At 66.8% G+C, this 15,614-nt stretch carries 17 protein-coding genes; 9 read left to right on the top strand and 8 right to left on the bottom strand.

The genetic code is table 11. The annotated features are described in order from the left end of the window. Nucleotides 1-44 precede the first annotated feature (44 nt). Complete coding sequence (locus B3E94_RS21870; protein WP_286915169.1) at nt 45-1,361, top strand: hypothetical protein; 1,317 nt, start codon at nt 45-47, stop codon at nt 1,359-1,361. A gap of 116 nt (nt 1,362-1,477) precedes the next feature. On the opposite strand, the gene calA is transcribed toward B3E94_RS21870, so the two are convergent. Further along, nucleotides 1,478-2,530, bottom strand: a complete 1,053-nt coding sequence (gene calA / locus B3E94_RS21865; protein WP_286915168.1) for a vanillin reductase — start codon at nt 2,528-2,530, stop codon at nt 1,478-1,480. A 180-nt stretch (nt 2,531-2,710) separates the two neighbouring features. On the opposite strand from calA, the gene B3E94_RS21860 reads away from it, so the two are divergent. The 5 genes from B3E94_RS21860 (at nt 2,711) to B3E94_RS21840 (ending at nt 8,444) form a co-directional block, all read left to right on the top strand. Beyond that, complete coding sequence (locus B3E94_RS21860) at nt 2,711-3,616, top strand: AraC family transcriptional regulator (protein WP_286915167.1); 906 nt, start codon at nt 2,711-2,713, stop codon at nt 3,614-3,616. Between the two features lie 178 nt (nt 3,617-3,794). After that, the gene (locus B3E94_RS21855) at nt 3,795-4,406 is read left to right on the top strand and encodes an NAD(P)H-dependent oxidoreductase (protein WP_236237912.1); all 612 of its coding nucleotides are present in this window, start codon (nt 3,795-3,797) and stop codon (nt 4,404-4,406) included. A 39-nt stretch (nt 4,407-4,445) separates the two neighbouring features. Continuing rightward, on the top strand, nt 4,446-4,952 hold the full coding sequence (locus tag B3E94_RS21850; RefSeq protein WP_286915164.1) for a sigma-70 family RNA polymerase sigma factor: 507 nt from the start codon (nt 4,446-4,448) through the stop codon (nt 4,950-4,952). After that, a complete protein-coding gene (locus B3E94_RS21845) occupies nt 4,949-5,923 on the top strand; it encodes a FecR family protein (RefSeq protein ID WP_286915163.1) in 975 nt (324 codons plus the stop codon). Before B3E94_RS21850 ends, B3E94_RS21845 begins: the two co-directional genes overlap by 4 nt. Before the next feature lie 85 nt (nt 5,924-6,008). After that, a complete protein-coding gene (locus B3E94_RS21840) occupies nt 6,009-8,444 on the top strand; it encodes a TonB-dependent siderophore receptor (RefSeq protein ID WP_286915161.1) in 2,436 nt (811 codons plus the stop codon). A 7-nt stretch (nt 8,445-8,451) separates the two neighbouring features. Here B3E94_RS21840 and thpR read toward each other — a convergent pair whose 3' ends face one another. Continuing rightward, entirely contained in the window at nt 8,452-8,997 is a 546-nt protein-coding gene (gene thpR, locus B3E94_RS21835; RefSeq protein ID WP_176517520.1) for an RNA 2',3'-cyclic phosphodiesterase, read from the bottom strand. 157 nt (nt 8,998-9,154) lie between these two features. Between thpR and lpxO the strand changes: the two genes are divergently transcribed. From lpxO to B3E94_RS21820, 3 genes are all read left to right on the top strand, one after another. Then, on the top strand, nt 9,155-10,054 hold the full coding sequence (lpxO, locus tag B3E94_RS21830) for a lipid A hydroxylase LpxO (RefSeq protein WP_176517519.1): 900 nt from the start codon (nt 9,155-9,157) through the stop codon (nt 10,052-10,054). 179 nt (nt 10,055-10,233) lie between these two features. Further along, entirely contained in the window at nt 10,234-10,578 is a 345-nt protein-coding gene (locus B3E94_RS21825; protein WP_236237908.1) for a carboxymuconolactone decarboxylase family protein, read from the top strand. Between the two features lie 79 nt (nt 10,579-10,657). Beyond that, complete coding sequence (locus B3E94_RS21820; RefSeq protein ID WP_236237907.1) at nt 10,658-11,227, top strand: GNAT family N-acetyltransferase; 570 nt, start codon at nt 10,658-10,660, stop codon at nt 11,225-11,227. A 3-nt stretch (nt 11,228-11,230) separates the two neighbouring features. On the opposite strand, the gene B3E94_RS21815 is transcribed toward B3E94_RS21820, so the two are convergent. The 6 genes from B3E94_RS21815 to B3E94_RS21790 are packed head-to-tail and all read right to left on the bottom strand — an operon-like array spanning nt 11,231 to nt 15,608. Beyond that, the gene (locus tag B3E94_RS21815; protein ID WP_176517516.1) at nt 11,231-11,728 is read right to left on the bottom strand and encodes a flavin reductase; all 498 of its coding nucleotides are present in this window, start codon (nt 11,726-11,728) and stop codon (nt 11,231-11,233) included. An 11-nt stretch (nt 11,729-11,739) separates the two neighbouring features. Continuing rightward, nucleotides 11,740-12,699 (bottom strand): PDR/VanB family oxidoreductase, encoded by a 960-nt coding sequence (locus B3E94_RS21810; protein ID WP_286915160.1) that lies wholly within the window; start codon nt 12,697-12,699, stop codon nt 11,740-11,742. A 20-nt stretch (nt 12,700-12,719) separates the two neighbouring features. Next, nucleotides 12,720-13,460, bottom strand: a complete 741-nt coding sequence (locus tag B3E94_RS21805) for an SDR family NAD(P)-dependent oxidoreductase (RefSeq protein ID WP_286915159.1) — start codon at nt 13,458-13,460, stop codon at nt 12,720-12,722. 10 nt (nt 13,461-13,470) lie between these two features. Next, a complete protein-coding gene (locus tag B3E94_RS21800; RefSeq protein ID WP_236237914.1) occupies nt 13,471-13,947 on the bottom strand; it encodes an aromatic-ring-hydroxylating dioxygenase subunit beta in 477 nt (158 codons plus the stop codon). Further along, nucleotides 13,947-15,230 carry an aromatic ring-hydroxylating oxygenase subunit alpha gene (locus tag B3E94_RS21795; protein ID WP_176517512.1) on the bottom strand — a complete coding sequence of 428 codons (1,284 nt, stop codon included), beginning with the start codon at nt 15,228-15,230 and terminating at the stop codon, nt 13,947-13,949. Before B3E94_RS21795 ends, B3E94_RS21800 begins: the two co-directional genes overlap by 1 nt. Nucleotides 15,231-15,245: 15 nt before the next feature. Beyond that, the gene (locus B3E94_RS21790) at nt 15,246-15,608 is read right to left on the bottom strand and encodes an IacB protein (protein WP_176517511.1); all 363 of its coding nucleotides are present in this window, start codon (nt 15,606-15,608) and stop codon (nt 15,246-15,248) included. Between the last annotated feature and the right edge of the window lie 6 nt (nt 15,609-15,614).

Here is a 15,614-nt window from a genome sequence, read left to right as displayed (position 1 = left end):
GCGGTCTGTCTGAAGGCAAACGGAACAAGGAGTGCGATCCGTCCATGGACAAGCAACACCCCCAGCAGCAGTGGCAGCAAGCGGTCACGGCCTATGCCCGGGCCATCAACCACTACGTTGCGCAAGGCCGCGAACACGGTTGGGACGACCTCGAAGAACCCCAGGCCCCGGCCACCGAACACCTGCTCGAGGCCTGGCAGGCGGCCCTGCAGGCCATCAACCAGCCAGGCGTCGACGAAACCCGGCGCCAGGCCTTCCGCGCCGCCTGGCCGCCCGCGCACCAGCCGCTGGTGCCGCTGCTCGATCAACATGGGCAAGGCATCTGCACGGTGCTGCTGCTCGATGACGGCAGCCTGTTGGCACGCATCGGCAGGCCCTACGAGAAAGGCCAGGTGGTGCGCATCGGCGAACACGGCGTGACGCCGGTGATCGGTATCGATCATTTCGGCCGTTGCCCGCAGCGCCGCTATTTCGCCCTGGCCAACGCCGAAGGGGTCAGGGTCAGCGATGGCTGGGGCGGCCCGCTGGTCGCCCGCCTGCCCTGGCCCAACGGGCTGGAGGGGCTGCCAACGGGTTATCCGTTCGACCCTCTGGACCTGCCGCCGACCCCCACTACGCTTGTGCCCTTCGCCGATGGCCAGCGGGTGCTGCTGGTCAGCGCCGAGGGCATTTTCGTGCTGGCCGCCGAGGGCGCCACGCGCCTGCTGCCCAGTGCGGCGCAGGTGCTGGAGGAGCTGACCGAAGGCACCGACCCTGACGACATCGCCCTGGGCCTGTCCATGGAGCATGGCGCAGTCTCGCCAGATGGCCGGCTGATCGTGCTGGGTGAGCAGAGCAGCCGGCACCTGGTGCTGGACGAGCAGCTGCAACCCCTTGCGCAGATCGGCCCGGGCGGCGAATACCCGCACTTCGCCCTGTTCAACCGCAAGGGCGACCAGCTGATCGTCAACGCCTGCCATTTCTACAATGGCGGCACGCTGGGCGTGCGCGTGGCCGACCTGCCGGGGCTGGATACCGAGTACTACAGCGAAGACCCACGCACCCCGCTGCTGCAGGAGGGCGCGCGGGTGTACGCCGGGGTGGCGGGCAATGGCGAGTACATCGTCGGCGATGCCTATGGCTACCTGCGGGCGTTTGGCGAGGACGGGGCGGAGCATTGGCAGCATTACCTGGGCTCGACCATCAGCGCCATGGACATCAGCGCGGACGGGCGCACCCTGGTTGCGGCGAGCCATGCCGGGTTCATATCGGTGATTGCCCTGGGCGCTGGGCGGCCTGAGTGGCAGATCGGCACCGGGGAGCATGGCGAGGTGCGGCGCTGGTTGTTCTGGAAGGGGTTGGACAGGGCGCTGGTCTGGTAGATCTGCTGCGCCGCCATCGCCGGCAAGCCGGCTCCCACAGGTGATGCACAGGCCTTAGGGCAGTGGGTTTCCTGTGGGAGCCGGCTTGCCGGCGATAGGGGCGCAACAGACAGCAATCAGCCCTGCAACGTGGCCATGTCGATCACGAACCGGTACTTCACATCCCCGGCAATCATGCGCTCGTAGGCCTGGTTGATATTGCGGATATCGAGCATCTCGATATCGCAGCGGATGTCATGCTCGGCACAGAAATCCAGCACTTCCTGGGTTTCAGCGATGCCACCAATCAACGACCCCGCCAGCACCCGGCGCTTGAGCACCAGGTTGGCCGCATGCAGCGCCGGGTCGATCGGCTCGATCAGGCCCACGAGGATGTGCACGCCGTCGAACTTCAGCGTTTCCAGGTACGGGTTGAGGTCGTGCTGCACCGGGATGGTGTCGAGCAGGAAGTCGAAGCGCCCGGCAGCGGCGCGCATCTGCACATCATCCGTGGACACGATCACATGGTCGGCGCCCTGGCGGCGGGCTTCTTCGGCCTTGGCCTGGGAGCGGGTGAACAAGGTCACTTCGGCGCCCAGCGCCTTGGCCAGCTTGATGCCCATGTGGCCCAGGCCGCCCATGCCGAGGATGCCGACCTTGTGGCCAGGGCCGACGCCATGGTGCTTGAGCGGCGAGTAGGTGGTGATGCCGGCGCACAGGATCGGCGCGGCGCTGGGCAGGTCCATGCCGGCCGGGATGCGCACCACGAAGTGCTCGCTGACCACGATGCTGCTGGAGTAGCCGCCCAGGGTGTTGCTGCCGTCGACCCGGTCGGGGGTGGCGTAGGTCATGGTCGGGCCTTCCAGGCAGTACTGCTCCAGGTCCTTGGCGCAGGCCTCGCAGTGGCGGCAGGAATCGACCATGCAGCCGACCCCGACCAGGTCGCCGACCTTGTGCCCGGTGACCTGCGCACCGACCGCAGTGACCCGGCCGATGATCTCGTGGCCGGGCATCAGCGGGTACACGGCGATGCCCCACTCGTTGCGCGCCTGGTGGATGTCGGAGTGGCACACACCGCAGTACAGGATCTCGATGGCGACGTCGTCCGGACGCGGGCTGCGGCGCTCGAAGGTCATGGGGGCCAGGGGGCTGGTGGGGGTTTGGGCGGCGTAACCGATGGCGGTATACATGCAGGACCTCGCATAGAAGTGAAACGATTCAGGCGGCGAATTCTGCGCGCCGAAAACCGCCCTGCCCACGGCAGATTCTCCGGCATGCATGCCTGATTCTCCGAACCTTGCCCCCGGCACCTGGCGCCTGGCCTTCAATCTGCGATGATGCCAGTGTCTGATTCTCTGCCCTGGTTCATCATGCAACTGACTCGCCACGTCGACGCCAACGCCACGTTGTGCACCCTGATCCGCCGCCTGGCCACCCGCCCAGGCTTCGTGCCCACGCACCTGCCCCAGGTGCAGGTGCTGAGCTGGGAGCACTATGTGGCCAGCAGCCCGCAGCTGTACGAGCCGAGCCTGATGATCCTGGCCCAGGGCAGCAAACTGGCGCGCCTGGGGCCGCGGACCCTGGAATACGGCGCCGGCCACTACCTGGTGCAGGCGTTGTCGGTGCCCTTCATGTGCGAAACCTTCGCCACCGCCGAGGCGCCGTTGCTGGGGGTGGCGGTGGATATCGACCGCGGCGTGCTCAGCGAGCTGGTGCAGAGCATGGGCCTGGCGCCCGGCGCACCGGTGCAGGCGCAAACGCCCCAGTCGATGACTTCGGCTGCGCTGGATGCGCCGATGCGCGACAGCGTCGAGCGCCTGCTGCGCTGCCTGCAGGACCCGCTGGATGCCAAGGTGCTCGGCCCTGCGCGGGTGCGCGAGGTGCTGTACACCGCGCTGCGCGGCCCCCAGGCCGGGGTGCTGAGGGCGCTGGTGGAACAGCAAGGGCACTTCGCCCGCATCGCCGCCGCCCTCGCTCACCTGCGCGAGCACTACAGCGAGCCGCTGAGCGTCGAGGACCTGGCGGCGCGCGCCAACATGAGCGTGTCGACCTTCCATGAGCATTTCAAGCGCTGCACCGACATGGCGCCGATGCAGTACCTCAAGCGCCTGAGGTTGCTCAAGGCGCAGCAGATGCTGATTGGCGAAGGGCTTGGGGTGGCGCAGGCGGCGCACCGAGTGGGGTACCAGAGCACCTCCCAGTTCAGCCGCGAGTACAAGCGCCAGTTCGAACGCAGCCCGGGGGATGAGCTGCCTTATCAGAGTTTGCCTGTGTGATTTGCTGGGGCTGCTTTGCAGCCCATTCGCGGGACAAGCCCGCTCCCACAGGGCCTGTGGGAGGGCCTGTGGGAGCGGGCTTGTCCCGCGAAGGGTCGTCGCTTGACAGCAGCACCTACCAAAAGTAACTTACCAATCGTAAGTTACCTTGAGTAGGTAGCATCCCCAGGAGAACTCCATGCACGCCCTGATCGTCATCGGCCACCACGACCCACAGTCCCTCACCCACGCCCTCGCCCAGCAAATCGCCGCCGGCCTGGCCAGCGCCGGCCACAGCAGCGAGATCGCCGACCTCGCCAGCGAAGGCTTCGACCCGCGCTTCAGCTTCGCCGATCACGCCGTGCACCGCGGCCAGGCCGCGCCACCGGCCGATGTGCTGCGCGAACAGGCGCGCATCGACAGCGCCGATACGCTGGTGCTGGTTTACCCGATCTACTGGTGGTCGCTGCCGGCCCTGCTCAAAGGCTGGGTCGAGCGCGTGTTCAGCCACGGCTGGGCGTTCGCCTACGACAACGGCGGCATCGTCAAGAAACTGCGCGGCAAGAAGGTGCACCTGGTGGCCATTGCCGGCGCCGATGCCGGCACCTTCCAGCGCCACGGCTATGGCGAAGCGATGCGCGTGCAGATCGAGCACGGCATCTTCGACTACTGCGGCGCCGAAGTGCTCAGCTCGACCCTGCTCGAAGACAGCGAAGGCCCCGCCGCCGCACTGCTGCTGCCCAGCGCCCGGCAGCTGGGCGAGCAACTGTTCGACGCCGCCCCATTGCGAGGCATCCAGCGACCCGGCTAATATTGAGAACGATTCACACTCACACTTGGATGTCAGCCGTTGGACAGCACGTCGACCCGCAAGCTGGGCTTTTTCTTCAGCGACCACCACCGCTGGCTGCTCCAACACATCCACAAGCGCCTGCGCAACCGCGCCGACGCCGAGGACACCGCCGCCGAAGCCTTCTGCCAGATGCTCGGCGCGCGCGTGGACCCCGACAGCATCGCGCAACCGCGCGCCTACCTCTCGACCATCGCGCGGCGCTTGATCTTCGATCGCCACCGCCGCCGCCAGCTCGAACAGGCCTACCTCGAGCGCCTGGCGCAGCTGCCTGAGCCGGTGGCCCCCAGCGCCGAAGAGCAACTGCTGCTGATCGAGGCGCTGGTGGCCATCGACCAGGTGCTCGACGGCCTGCCCGCCATCGTCAAGGCGGCCTTCCTGTACAGCCAGCTCGATGGCATGAGCTATGTCGACATCGGCGCCAGGCTGCAGATCAGCGAACGCACCGTCAGCCGCTACATGAAGCAGGCCCTGCGCCAGTGCTACCTGTGCGAGGTGCAGCCGTGAGCCGCGGCAAGCTCGACGCGGTCAGCGAACAGGCCATCGACTGGATGGTGGCGCTCAACGCCCGCACCCCCGACGACGCCCTGCTGCAACGCCTGGCCCACTGGCTGCAGCAGGACCCGGCCCACCAGCAGGCCTGGGAGCGCCTGCAGCGCCGCCTGGGCAAGCCGGTCGCCACCTTGCGCGCCCTGGAGCAACGCGCCCCGGGCCAAGCCGCCGAGGCGCGCCAGGTGTTGCTGCAGCCCACCCACTCGCGGCGTGACGTGCTCGCGGCGCTGGCCAGTGTCGGGCTGTTCGGTGGCACCCTGTGGGGCGGCTGGCGCAGCGACACGGCGCAGAACTGGCTGGCCGACCTGCATACCGGCAGTGGCGAGCGCCGCAGTTTCACCCTCGCCGACGGCAGCCGCCTGAGCCTCGACAGCGCCAGCGCCGTAGACCTGTATTTCGACGCCGGGCAGCGCCTGCTGGTGCTGCGCCGTGGCCAGTTGCTGATCGAGGTTGCCGCCGACCCCCGCCGCCCCTTGCGCGTGCGCACTGCCCAAGGGCAGGCCCAGGCCCTGGGCACGCGTTTTCTGGTCAGCCAGGAAGCCACTGCCACGCGGGTCGTGGTGCTCGAGCACAGCGTGCGCACCAGCCTGCCCGACGGCCAATGGCTCGACCTGCAACAGGGCCAGGCGGCGCTGCTGCACGGCAACGCCATCGAAGCGCTGGCTGATGAGCAACAGCAGCGCGCCGCCTGGCTGGATGGCCGCCTGGAAGTGCTCGACGAACCGCTGCAGGCAGTGATCGATGCCCTGCGCCCGTACCAGCGCGGCTACCTGCGGCTGGCGCCTGCGGTGCGCAACCTGCGGGTGCAAGGCGTATTCCCCCTCGACCAGCCCCGGCAAGCCCTGCAGGCGCTGGCCGAAAGCCTGCCGATCAGCGTCGAGCACTATGGCCCGTGGCTGACCCTGATCGGCCCTGCGCAAAAATAATCATGAAAATCATTATCAAGCGTGTCCGGTTTTCATTTCTCGTTGCACCTATCTCCTGACAAGCCAACACAATCGGGAGAATTCCGTGCACAACCTCTGGCCCCGCGCCCTGCCCCTGGTCGCCGCCCTCACCAGTTTCCACGCCCTTGCCCAGGCCCAGGCCCTGGCGTTCGACCTGCCGCCCGCAAGCCTGGCCACCACCCTCAACCGCATTGCCAGCCAGAGCGGCACCATCATCGCCCTGGAACCTGCGCTGGTGCGGGGCAAGCAGGCCCCGGCCGTGGTCGGCCAGATGAGCGCCGAGCAAGCCATGCAAGCGGCCCTGGCCGGCAGCGGCCTGCAATTGCGCGTGAGCAGCAGCGGGCACTTCAGCGTGGCCCCGGCCAGCCAAGGCGGTGATGCACTGGAGCTGGGGAGCACCAGCATCACCGACGACTACCTCGACGCCACCAGCGAAGGCAGCGGCTCGTATGCCGCCCGTGCGGTCACCCTGGGCAAGGGCACCCACAGCCTCAAGGAAATCCCCCAGTCGATCACGGTGATTACCCGCAAGCAGCTCGATGACCAAGGCATCACCGACCTGCAGGACGCCCTCAACCACACCACCGGCATCGTCGGCGCCCAGGGCATCGGCCCGGGCGTGGTGGTGACCTCGCGCGGCTTCCAGATCGACGACTGGCAATACGACGGCGTGCCGATCCCGCGCAACAACTACTCGCTGGGCAACTGGGCGACCCAGGACCTGGTGTTCTTCGACCGCGTCGAAGTGCTGCGCGGCGCCTCGGGCCTGCTGCAAGGCACCGGCAGCCCGGGTGGGGCGATCAACCTGGTGCGCAAGCGCGGCCAGGCCACGCCGACCGTGAGCGTCACCGGCAAGGCCGGCAGCTGGGACCACTACGGCCTGCAACTGGACGCCGGCGGCCCGCTGACCGACGACGGCCGGGTGCGCGGCCGGATGGTCGCCGACGAGGACCAGAGCGACAGCTTCATCGATTACCAGTGGGGCAAGTCCCACTCCTTGTATGGCGCGCTGGACATCGACCTGAACGACGCCACCACGGTGGGCGGCGGCATCAGCTACAACCGCCAGCAGTCGCGGCCAATGCTGCGCGGCATCCCCCGCTATGCCGACGGCAAGCCGGTCGACCTGCCACGCTCGACCTTCACCGGCGCCCGCTGGAGCCGCGCCGAAACCGACGTCACCACCTACTACCTGGACCTGGAGCACCGTTTCAACGACGACTGGGCGTTCAAGGCCGCCGCCGTGCGCATGGACGAAACCAACACCTCCACGCACCAGCGCGTGCAATCCACCGGCCAGGGCGTGAAAGCCGATGGCAGCGGTATCACCTACGCCGACTGGATCACCGATTTTCACAACACCAAGCTGGGCCTGGACATGAACCTGGTCGGCCACTTCGACGCCGGCCCCCTGGCCCACGAGATCACCGTCGGCGGCAACTACTCCAAGCTGACCTCCGACGACGCCTACTGGCGCAACTTCGACGCCTCCGGCGACAGCCTCTTCGACATCGACCACCACCGCCCCGAGCCCAGCCGCGACAGCCTGCTCGACGGCAAGCTGGCACGCGCCAACAAGGCCAGCTACGACATCCGCCAGAAGGGCCTGTATGGCGTGTGGCGGGTCAAGCCCAGCGACGACCTGACCCTGATCGTCGGCTCGCGGGTCAGCTGGTTCGACTACAGCTGGGACTCGATCGACTTCGACAGCCATAGCGACCCTGGCACCCGCTACCCCACCAGCCGCATGACCGAGACCGGCGAAGTCACGCCCTACGCAGGTTTCGTCTATGACCTGACCCGCGAATGGGCCTGGTACGCCAGCTACACCGACGTGTTCGTGCCGCAGACCGAACGCGCGGTGAACAACCAGCCGCTCAAGCCGGTGATCGGCAGCAACTACGAGACGGGCCTGAAGGGCGAGCTGCTCGATGGCCGGGTCAACGCCTCGCTGGCGCTGTTCCGCTACGACCAGGAAAACCGCGCCGTCACCGACGTGGCCTCAGGTTTTGCCTGCGATGACTGGTACTGCTCCACCGCCGCCGGCAAGGTGCGCAGCCAGGGCATCGAAGCCGAGATCAGCGGCGAGGTGCTCAGCGGCCTGCAGCTGTTTGCCGGCTACACCTACAACACCACCAAGTTCCTCGACGACCCGGAGGAAGAAGGCCGCGTGTTCAGCCAGTGGACGCCCAAGCACATGCTGCGCGCCTGGGCCGACTACACCCTGCCGCTGGACGGCCAGCGCTGGAGCACGGGCCTGGGCTTCACCACCCAGAGCCACACCCTGGGTTACGAGCGCACCTACACCGTGCCCGGCTACACCGTGTGGAGCGCGCGCCTGGCCTACCAGCTGACGCCTGAAGTAAGCCTGGCGGTCAACGGCAACAACCTGTTCGACAAGAAGTACTGGGTGGCCGGCTTCAACCAGCTCAACGGCAGCAACAACTACGGCGAGCCGCGCAACTTCATGTTCACGGTCAAGTACACGCCCCAGTTTTGATCCGCTCTCATGCCGTCAACGGCCACTGCGCCAGCGGCCAGTACTGGCCTTTGCGCGACTCGAAGAGCGTGAAGTGCCGGGCCGTCAGGAAAAAGTCGGGCGCCACCGTGGCTTCCGGCGCCTGGCCGCGAAACTCGCGGGACAGGGTCAGGTGCGGGCGGTATTCACGGGCCTGCTCGGCAAAGCCCATGGGCAGCAGCGCCTGCTGCAGCCCATAGACCAGTTGGCGCAACGCCGGCGGCGCCTCTTGCGGCTCCAGCACCAGCACATTGGCCCGTGGCCAGGCCTTCAACTGGTCGAGCAGCAGGCGCAGCGGCGCGCCCGGGCGGGCGATGTTGTCCACCGCGGCGCAGATCGCCGGCACCTGGGCGGCGTCCACATCGCCCAGAAACAGCAAGGTCAGGTGGAAGTTCTCGCTCGCCACCGGCTTGCCGCTGCGCAGGTTCAGGCCGCGCCGCCACTGGGCCAGCGCCCGGCGCTGGGCATCGGCAACCGGCAAGGCGAAGAACAGCCGCTTGAAGGGGGCGCCGCTGGGGCGCATGGCCTGAACCATGGTTGCTCCTCGTACTAAAACGTTTGTGCAGTCTGTAGGGCATTACACCTAAGTCGCCCGTCAATCGGCCAACAATATCTACAAACTCGCCCCATGATTGTTTATGCTGGCGGGCTTATGCCATGGCGCATGGCCATTTTTCGACAAAGAATCGTCCATGAAAATTGCACTCGTACTGATCTTCGTCCTCTCGATCGCCTATGTTCACCTGCGCGGTCGGGTACGTCACAAGCTGACTCGCCAGCTGGGTGATCACTCAAGCTTCCTGGCCCCGGTCAACAGCTTCCTCTACCTGTTCTCCAAGCACCCGGCCAAGCCCTACCTGCCGGTGCAAGCCTTCCCCGAGCTGCAGCCGCTGCAGGACCATTGGCAGGAAATTCGCGAGGAAGCCCAGCGCCTGCTGCATGTGGGCGAGATCAAGAAGTCCGACAATTATGACGACGTCGGCTTCAATTCGTTCTTCAAGACCGGCTGGAAGCGCTTCTACCTGAAGTGGTACGGCGAAAGCCACCCGTCGGCGATGACCCTGTGCCCGCGCACCACCGAGCTGCTGCAGGGCATCGGCACGGTCAAGGCGGCGATGTTCGCCACCCTGCCGCCAGGCGCCAAGCTGGTGCGCCACCGCGACCCGTATGCCGGCTCCTACCGCTACCACCTGGGCCTGGACACGCCGAACGACGATGGCTGCTACATCGACGTGGACGGCGAGAAGTATTCCTGGCGCGACGGTGAGGGTGTGGTGTTCGACGAAACCTACATCCACTACGCCGCCAACACCACCGAGCACAACCGCATCATCCTGTTCTGCGACGTCGAGCGCCCGCTCAAGTACCGCTGGGCCACCGCGTTCAACCGCTGGTTCAGCCGCAACGTGATGGCCGCGGCGGCAGCGCCGAACGATGCCAACGACAAGACCGGCGGCATCAACCGCCTGTTCACCCGCATCTACAAGATCCGCGAGCGCGGCAAGGCGCTGAAGAAGCGCAACCGCATGCGCTACTACCTGGAGAAATGGCTGGTGGTGGCGGCGCTGGTGCTGGTGTTCGTCTATATCTGATTGGCTGTGCCGGCCTCTTCGCGGGGCAAGCCCGCTCCCACAGGTACACCACAGTTCTCAAAGACTGTGCAATACCTGTGGGAGCGGGCTTGCCCCGCGAAGAGGCCGGCATTGACACACCACCTTCCATCTTCGACTAGCCTCATAGCTCCACTCGCAACCTCCCCAAGGTGAAGACGATGAGCATGATGGACTGGGACGCCTACCGTAAGCAGTTGATGGCCGGCATCGGCGATCTCAAGCAGTTGTCCCCCGACACCGTGGCCGGCTACATGACCGCCAGCGGCGCCGGTGCCAAGACCAACCACCTGGATGCCAAGACCCGCGAGCTGATCTCCCTGGCCGTGGCCGTCACCACCCGCTGCGACGGCTGCATCGCCGTGCATTCGCAGCAGGCGCTCAAGCAAGGCGCCACCCGTGAAGAAATCGCCGAGGCCCTGGGCGTGGCCGTGGCGATGAATGCGGGTGCCGCGCTGGTCTACTCGGCCCGCGCCATGGACGCGGTGGGCAAGGCCGGCGGTTGAGCCCCCTGCGGCGTCGCCGCCCTTGCGCGACGGCGCCGCGCCTCTCAGACTTGGCGCCCTAGCCCCCACAGGTACCGCCATGATTCACATCCGCCCCATGACGCCCGACGACTTCGCGCGTTTCTGGCCCACCTTCCAGGCCATCGTCCAGGCCCGTGAAACCTACGCCTACGACCCGGCCCTGAGCCTGGAACAAGCCCGCCAGCTGTGGCTGGAGCTGCCCATGCACACGCTGGTGGCCGAAGCCGACGGTGAACTGCTTGGCAGCTACTACCTCAAGGCCAATGCCGCCGGCCCCGGTGGCCATGTCGGCAACTGCGGCTACATGGTCGCCGAGGCCGCCCGTGGCCGTGGCGTGGCGCGCCTGATGTGCGAGCACTCGCAGAAGCTGGCGCGCCAGGAAGGCTTCCTGGCGCTGCAGTTCAATTCGGTGGTGGCCAGCAACGAAGCGGCCGTGGCGCTGTGGCACACGCTTGGTTTCGACACCGTTGGCCGCCTGCCCAAGGCGTTTCGCCACGCCCGCCTGGGCCTGGTGGACTGCCTGGTGATGTACAAGTGGCTGGCCGACGAGCCGGTGGTGGAGAAACCACCGCTGCTGATCGGCCGCAAGAACATCGAGGCCCGGGTTTCGCGGCGGCGCGGACGCTAGGTTTCAGCAGGCCTTGGAGGCCTCGCACACGCGGTGATAGGCACGGTTGAAATACACCAGCCCATCATCGGCGCCGCCGTGGCGGATTTCCTCGATCTGGCAGTAGAAGATGCTGTGCGAGCCCACCTCGTGCACCTGGACGATGCGGCAGTCGAAGTTCACCAGCGCTTCGTGCATCACCGGCGCGCCGCTCTGCAGCACGGTCCAGTGGGTGGTGGCAAAACGCTCTTCCATGCTCAGGTGGCGGTTGGCAAAGGCCCCCGACAGGTCCTGGTGGGTGCCAGCCAGCACGTTCACGCACAGCGCACCATTGGCCTTGAACTGCTCGTTGGAATACGAGGCGCGGTTCATGCACACCAGCAAGGTCGGCGGTGCGTCGGTGACGCTGCACACCGCCGAGGCGGTGAAGCCGAAGCGCCCGGCAGGGCCATCGGTGGTGATCACCGACACGGCGCCACCGAGCATGGCCATCGCGTTGCGAAATTGGGTTACGTCAACCATGGTCATGCTCCTCAGATATCCAGCACCAGCTTGTTGGACTTGGCCCGCGAACAGCACACCAGGATCTGGTCGTTCGCGGCTTTTTCTTCATCGGTCAGGTACACGTCGCGGTGGTCCGGCTCGCCTTCGAGCACTTCGCACATGCAGGTGCCGCACACGCCCTGCTCGCACGAGATGTCGATCTTGATGCCGACCTGGGCCAGGGCCTCGAGGATGCTCTGGCCCTCGGCCACCTGCACGGTCTTGTTGCTGCGCGCGGCGACCACTTCGAAGCTGGCGCCACTGGCATCCACCTCGACCTGGAAGTACTCCTTGTGGATGTGGTCCTCGGCGTAGCCCTGCTGGCGCGCGCCGCCGATCACCCAGTCCATGAAGCCCGACGGCCCGCAGGTGTAGACGTGGGTGCCGGCCTGGGCGGCGCCCAGCACCGCAGGCAGGTCCAGGCGCTGGGCCGCGTCTTCGTCGTCGAAGTGGGTGGCCACCCGCCCGGCGAAGGGCGCACTGGCCAAGGCCTCGAGGAAGGCGCTGCGGCTGCGCGAACGCCCGCAGTAATGCAATTCGAAATCGGCGCCCTGCTGGTGCAGGGCATGGGCCATGGCGATCATCGGCGTGATGCCGATGCCGCCACCGAGCAGGATCGAGCGGCGCGCATCGGGAGCCAGCGGGAACAGGTTGCGCGGCGCGCTGATCTGCACCTCGCGCCCTTCCACCAGCACCTCGTGCACCCCCACCGAGCCGCCACGGGAGGCTGGGTCTTTCAGCACCCCCAGGCGATACAGCGAAGCGTCCGCTGGGTCGCTGCACAGCGAGTACTGGCGCACCAGGCCCGGGGCCACGTGAATGTCCACGTGCGCCCCCGCCTCGAAGGCAGGCAGCGCGGCGCCATCGGCCCGGCCCAAATCGAGGACCAGCACATCGGCCCCCTGGATCTCGCGCTTGCGCACGATCACGTTCAACAGTTGTTCGTTCATCAGCGGTGTCCTGTAGTGATTCATCGCATGTACAGGCCGCCGTTCACGTCCCAGGTCGCCCCGGTGGTGAAGTAGGCCTCGGGGCGCGCCAGTTGCACGATCAGGTCGCCAAGAAAATCCGCATCGCCCAGGCGCTGCACCGGGATGTTCGCCAGCAGCCCCGGCAGGCGCTCGGCCGGCACCGCGGCATGCACCGCCGGCGAGTCGATCGGGCCTGGGGCGATGGCATTGACGGTGACGCCGCGGGCGGCGAATTCCTTGGCGAAGACCTTGGTCAGGGTGACGATCGCCCCCTTGCTCGCCGCGTAGTGCGCGCCGGTGGCGGTGCCGCCGTTCTGCCCGGCCAGCGAGGCCATGTTGATGATCCGCCCGTAGCCGCGCTCGGCCAGGTGCGCGCCGAATACCTGGCAGCCGAGGAACACGCTGCGCAGGTTCAGGCCGACCACCGCGTCGAACTCCTCCGGGCTGATCTGCATCAGCGGCGTGGTCTTGGTCACCGCCGCGTTGTTGACCACCACGTGCAGGGCGCCGAAGTGCTCCAGCACCTGGGCCAGGGCCTGCTCGAAGTCCGCCTTGCTGGCGACGTCGAGCTTGACTGCCAAGCTACGGCCGCCCTGCCCTGCGAGCTGCTCGGCCGTGGCCTGGGCCAAGGCCAGGTCGCGGTCCGAGACCACCACGTTGAAGCCTGCGGCGAGCAGCCGGGCGCAGAAGCGCCGGCCCAGCCCCTGCCCGGCCCCGGTTACCAATGCAACTTGGTTCATGGCCGGGCCCTCAGAGGATGTAGCCGATACCGGCAAGGGTATCGTCGCTGTTGATCAGGCTGATCACCTTGCGCGCGATCTTGAACCCACCCTCGGCGCGCACCAGGGTGTAGGTCAGGTCGGCGGTGTAGTGCTTGAGGCTTTCCTTGCGGAACTCGCGGATGTTCTGCGCGGCGCGCACGGTCACGTTGACCCCGTCATCGCCGAGCACGCGAATGCGCGAGATGCTGCGCACGGTGCGCGGCTGCGGGCTGGTGGAAATCGACTCGCCGCCAATCAGCCGCTGCACGCGCAGGCGGCGCATGTGGTGGTCGTCGTAGGCGTAGTTGAGGGTGTTCTCGTAGTCGGTTTCCTTCGGGTTGATCGGGATGATGTACGTCCCCTTCGCGGTCCATTGCGCCAGCCACGCTTCGTACTCGCCGTGGTCGAGCATGTCGCCTTCCTGCCAGATGAACGCGGTGACTTCGTTGAGTAGGTTGAGGTTCATCACTTGGTCTCCGCGCTCATCATCTTTTTCCACTGCTGGTACGCCGCGCGCATGCCGGTTTCGGCACTCACGTCGGAAACCAGGCCATCTTCGCTGGCACGCTCGCCGGGCAAGCCACGGTTGAGCATGATCCACAGGTTCTCGCCGGCACTGGCGCCCTTTTGCACGCGCTCCCAGGCCTCGGAATCGTCCGGGGTACCAAAGCCCATCGGGCCCTGGAAGTGCTCGTGCAGGCGCAGGCGGTAGCGGTTGGCCGCCGCCGGGCCGCCGTCCATGGTGATCACCGAGTGGTGGATCTCGGTCTCGGTCACCGAAATCGGCTGCAGCACGCGGAAGAACGCCATCGAGCAGGCCACGTTGGGGAACAGGTTGAGGTTGAAGCCCGACCCGCCCACCGCACGCACGATGCGCCGCACCTGCGGCTCGTCGATGCCCTCGTCGCGCAGCTCGGCGGCCAGCGCTTCGAAGCGCTCGGGGATCGGCTTGTCGAGGTCGGCTTCCAGGTCGACCAGCTCGGGGATCATCACCATCACGCTGTGGCCGTTGCCCAGGTCCTCGACGTAGCCGGGGCCTTTGACGAAGTCGAACAGCTCCAGGGTCTGTTCATCCACCGACGACAGGAAGCTCTTGTGCACCAGCGGGAAGTGGTAGGCGTCGGTGGTGTTCTCCAGCTGGATCTTCCAGTTGCCGGGGAAGCGGAAGCGGTGCTCGCCCGGCACCTTGATGCCGTAGCCCGCGCCCTGCTTCATGAACAGGTCCATCCACTTTTTCGCAGCGCCCAGGAAGTCTTCCAGCGGCTCGATGTCGTCCTTGAAGGTGGCGAAGATCATCCCGGCGTAGCTTTCGGTACGCAGGCTGACCAGCGGCAGCTCGGCCTTGTCCAGGCAGTCGCCGTAGCTTTCCGGGTGCGGCACGCCGCGCAGCGAGCCGTCCAGGGCATAGCCCCAGCCGTGGTAGGGGCAGACGAAGCTGTTGGTCTTGCCCTTCTTGTGTTCGCACACCGTGGCGCCGCGGTGGCGGCAGCGGTTGAGCAGCACGTTCACCGCCTTCTTGCGGTCGCGCACGACGATCACCGGCTGCTTGCCGATGTAGGTGGTCTTGTAGCTGCCGGCCTCGGGGATCTCGCTCTCGTGGGCGACCCAGATCCAGGTGCTGTGGAAGATCTTTTCAAGCTCGGCGTCGAACAGCGCCGGGTCGGTGTACAGCGAGGTGTGGACGCGGTCTGGCTGCACCAGCTCGGCCGGGTCGACGCTCAGGTTGACGGCGGGAATCAGGTTGGTCACGGATAAGTCCTCTTCTCAGGCGCGCTGGATGATCAGTTCGCGGCCGACACGGGCCTCGACCTTGGCATAGCGCCACAGCTTGTACGGCCCCTCGCCCACGGCGGTGGTGCGGAACAGGTTGCAGGCGGCGTGCACGGTCTGGATGTCCGGCACATCGGCCAGCAGGTAGGTGGTCCAGGGGAAGCCATCGGACGGGCCGACCATGCCCTGGTCGTCGTCCATGTTGCCCAGCACGTTCACCCCGGGCAGGTCGTGGATGGCGTTCCACATCGCGCTGAAGGCGGCCCACACCTGCAGTTGCTCCTCGCGCGCGGCGTCGAAGAAGTTCTGGTTGATGCCCATGCAGAACAGCACGCGCAAGGCTTTGTTATCGCTCATGACTGG

Origin of the sequence: Pseudomonas sp. UBA6315 (genome assembly GCF_002438125.1) — a bacterium.
GTDB lineage: Bacteria > Pseudomonadota > Gammaproteobacteria > Pseudomonadales > Pseudomonadaceae > Aquipseudomonas > Aquipseudomonas faucium.
This window is presented reverse-complemented; position numbering and strand designations above follow the sequence as displayed.

Bases quoted from the DNA above. Each gene is read 5' to 3' on its own strand.
- B3E94_RS21870 (WP_286915169.1), top strand. From the start codon at position 45: ATGGACAAGCAACACCCCCAGCAGCAGTGGCAGCAAGCGGTCACGGCC.
- calA (WP_286915168.1), bottom strand. From the start codon at position 2,530: ATGTATACCGCCATCGGTTACGCCGCCCAAACCCCCACCAGCCCCCTG.
- B3E94_RS21860 (WP_286915167.1), top strand. From the start codon at position 2,711: ATGCAACTGACTCGCCACGTCGACGCCAACGCCACGTTGTGCACCCTG.
- B3E94_RS21855 (WP_236237912.1), top strand. From the start codon at position 3,795: ATGCACGCCCTGATCGTCATCGGCCACCACGACCCACAGTCCCTCACC.
- thpR (WP_176517520.1), bottom strand. From the start codon at position 8,997: ATGGTTCAGGCCATGCGCCCCAGCGGCGCCCCCTTCAAGCGGCTGTTC.
- lpxO (WP_176517519.1), top strand. From the start codon at position 9,155: ATGAAAATTGCACTCGTACTGATCTTCGTCCTCTCGATCGCCTATGTT.
- B3E94_RS21825 (WP_236237908.1), top strand. From the start codon at position 10,234: ATGAGCATGATGGACTGGGACGCCTACCGTAAGCAGTTGATGGCCGGC.
- B3E94_RS21820 (WP_236237907.1), top strand. From the start codon at position 10,658: ATGATTCACATCCGCCCCATGACGCCCGACGACTTCGCGCGTTTCTGG.
- B3E94_RS21815 (WP_176517516.1), bottom strand. From the start codon at position 11,728: ATGGTTGACGTAACCCAATTTCGCAACGCGATGGCCATGCTCGGTGGC.
- B3E94_RS21810 (WP_286915160.1), bottom strand. From the start codon at position 12,699: ATGAACGAACAACTGTTGAACGTGATCGTGCGCAAGCGCGAGATCCAG.
- B3E94_RS21805 (WP_286915159.1), bottom strand. From the start codon at position 13,460: ATGAACCAAGTTGCATTGGTAACCGGGGCCGGGCAGGGGCTGGGCCGG.
- B3E94_RS21800 (WP_236237914.1), bottom strand. From the start codon at position 13,947: ATGAACCTCAACCTACTCAACGAAGTCACCGCGTTCATCTGGCAGGAA.
- B3E94_RS21790 (WP_176517511.1), bottom strand. From the start codon at position 15,608: ATGAGCGATAACAAAGCCTTGCGCGTGCTGTTCTGCATGGGCATCAAC.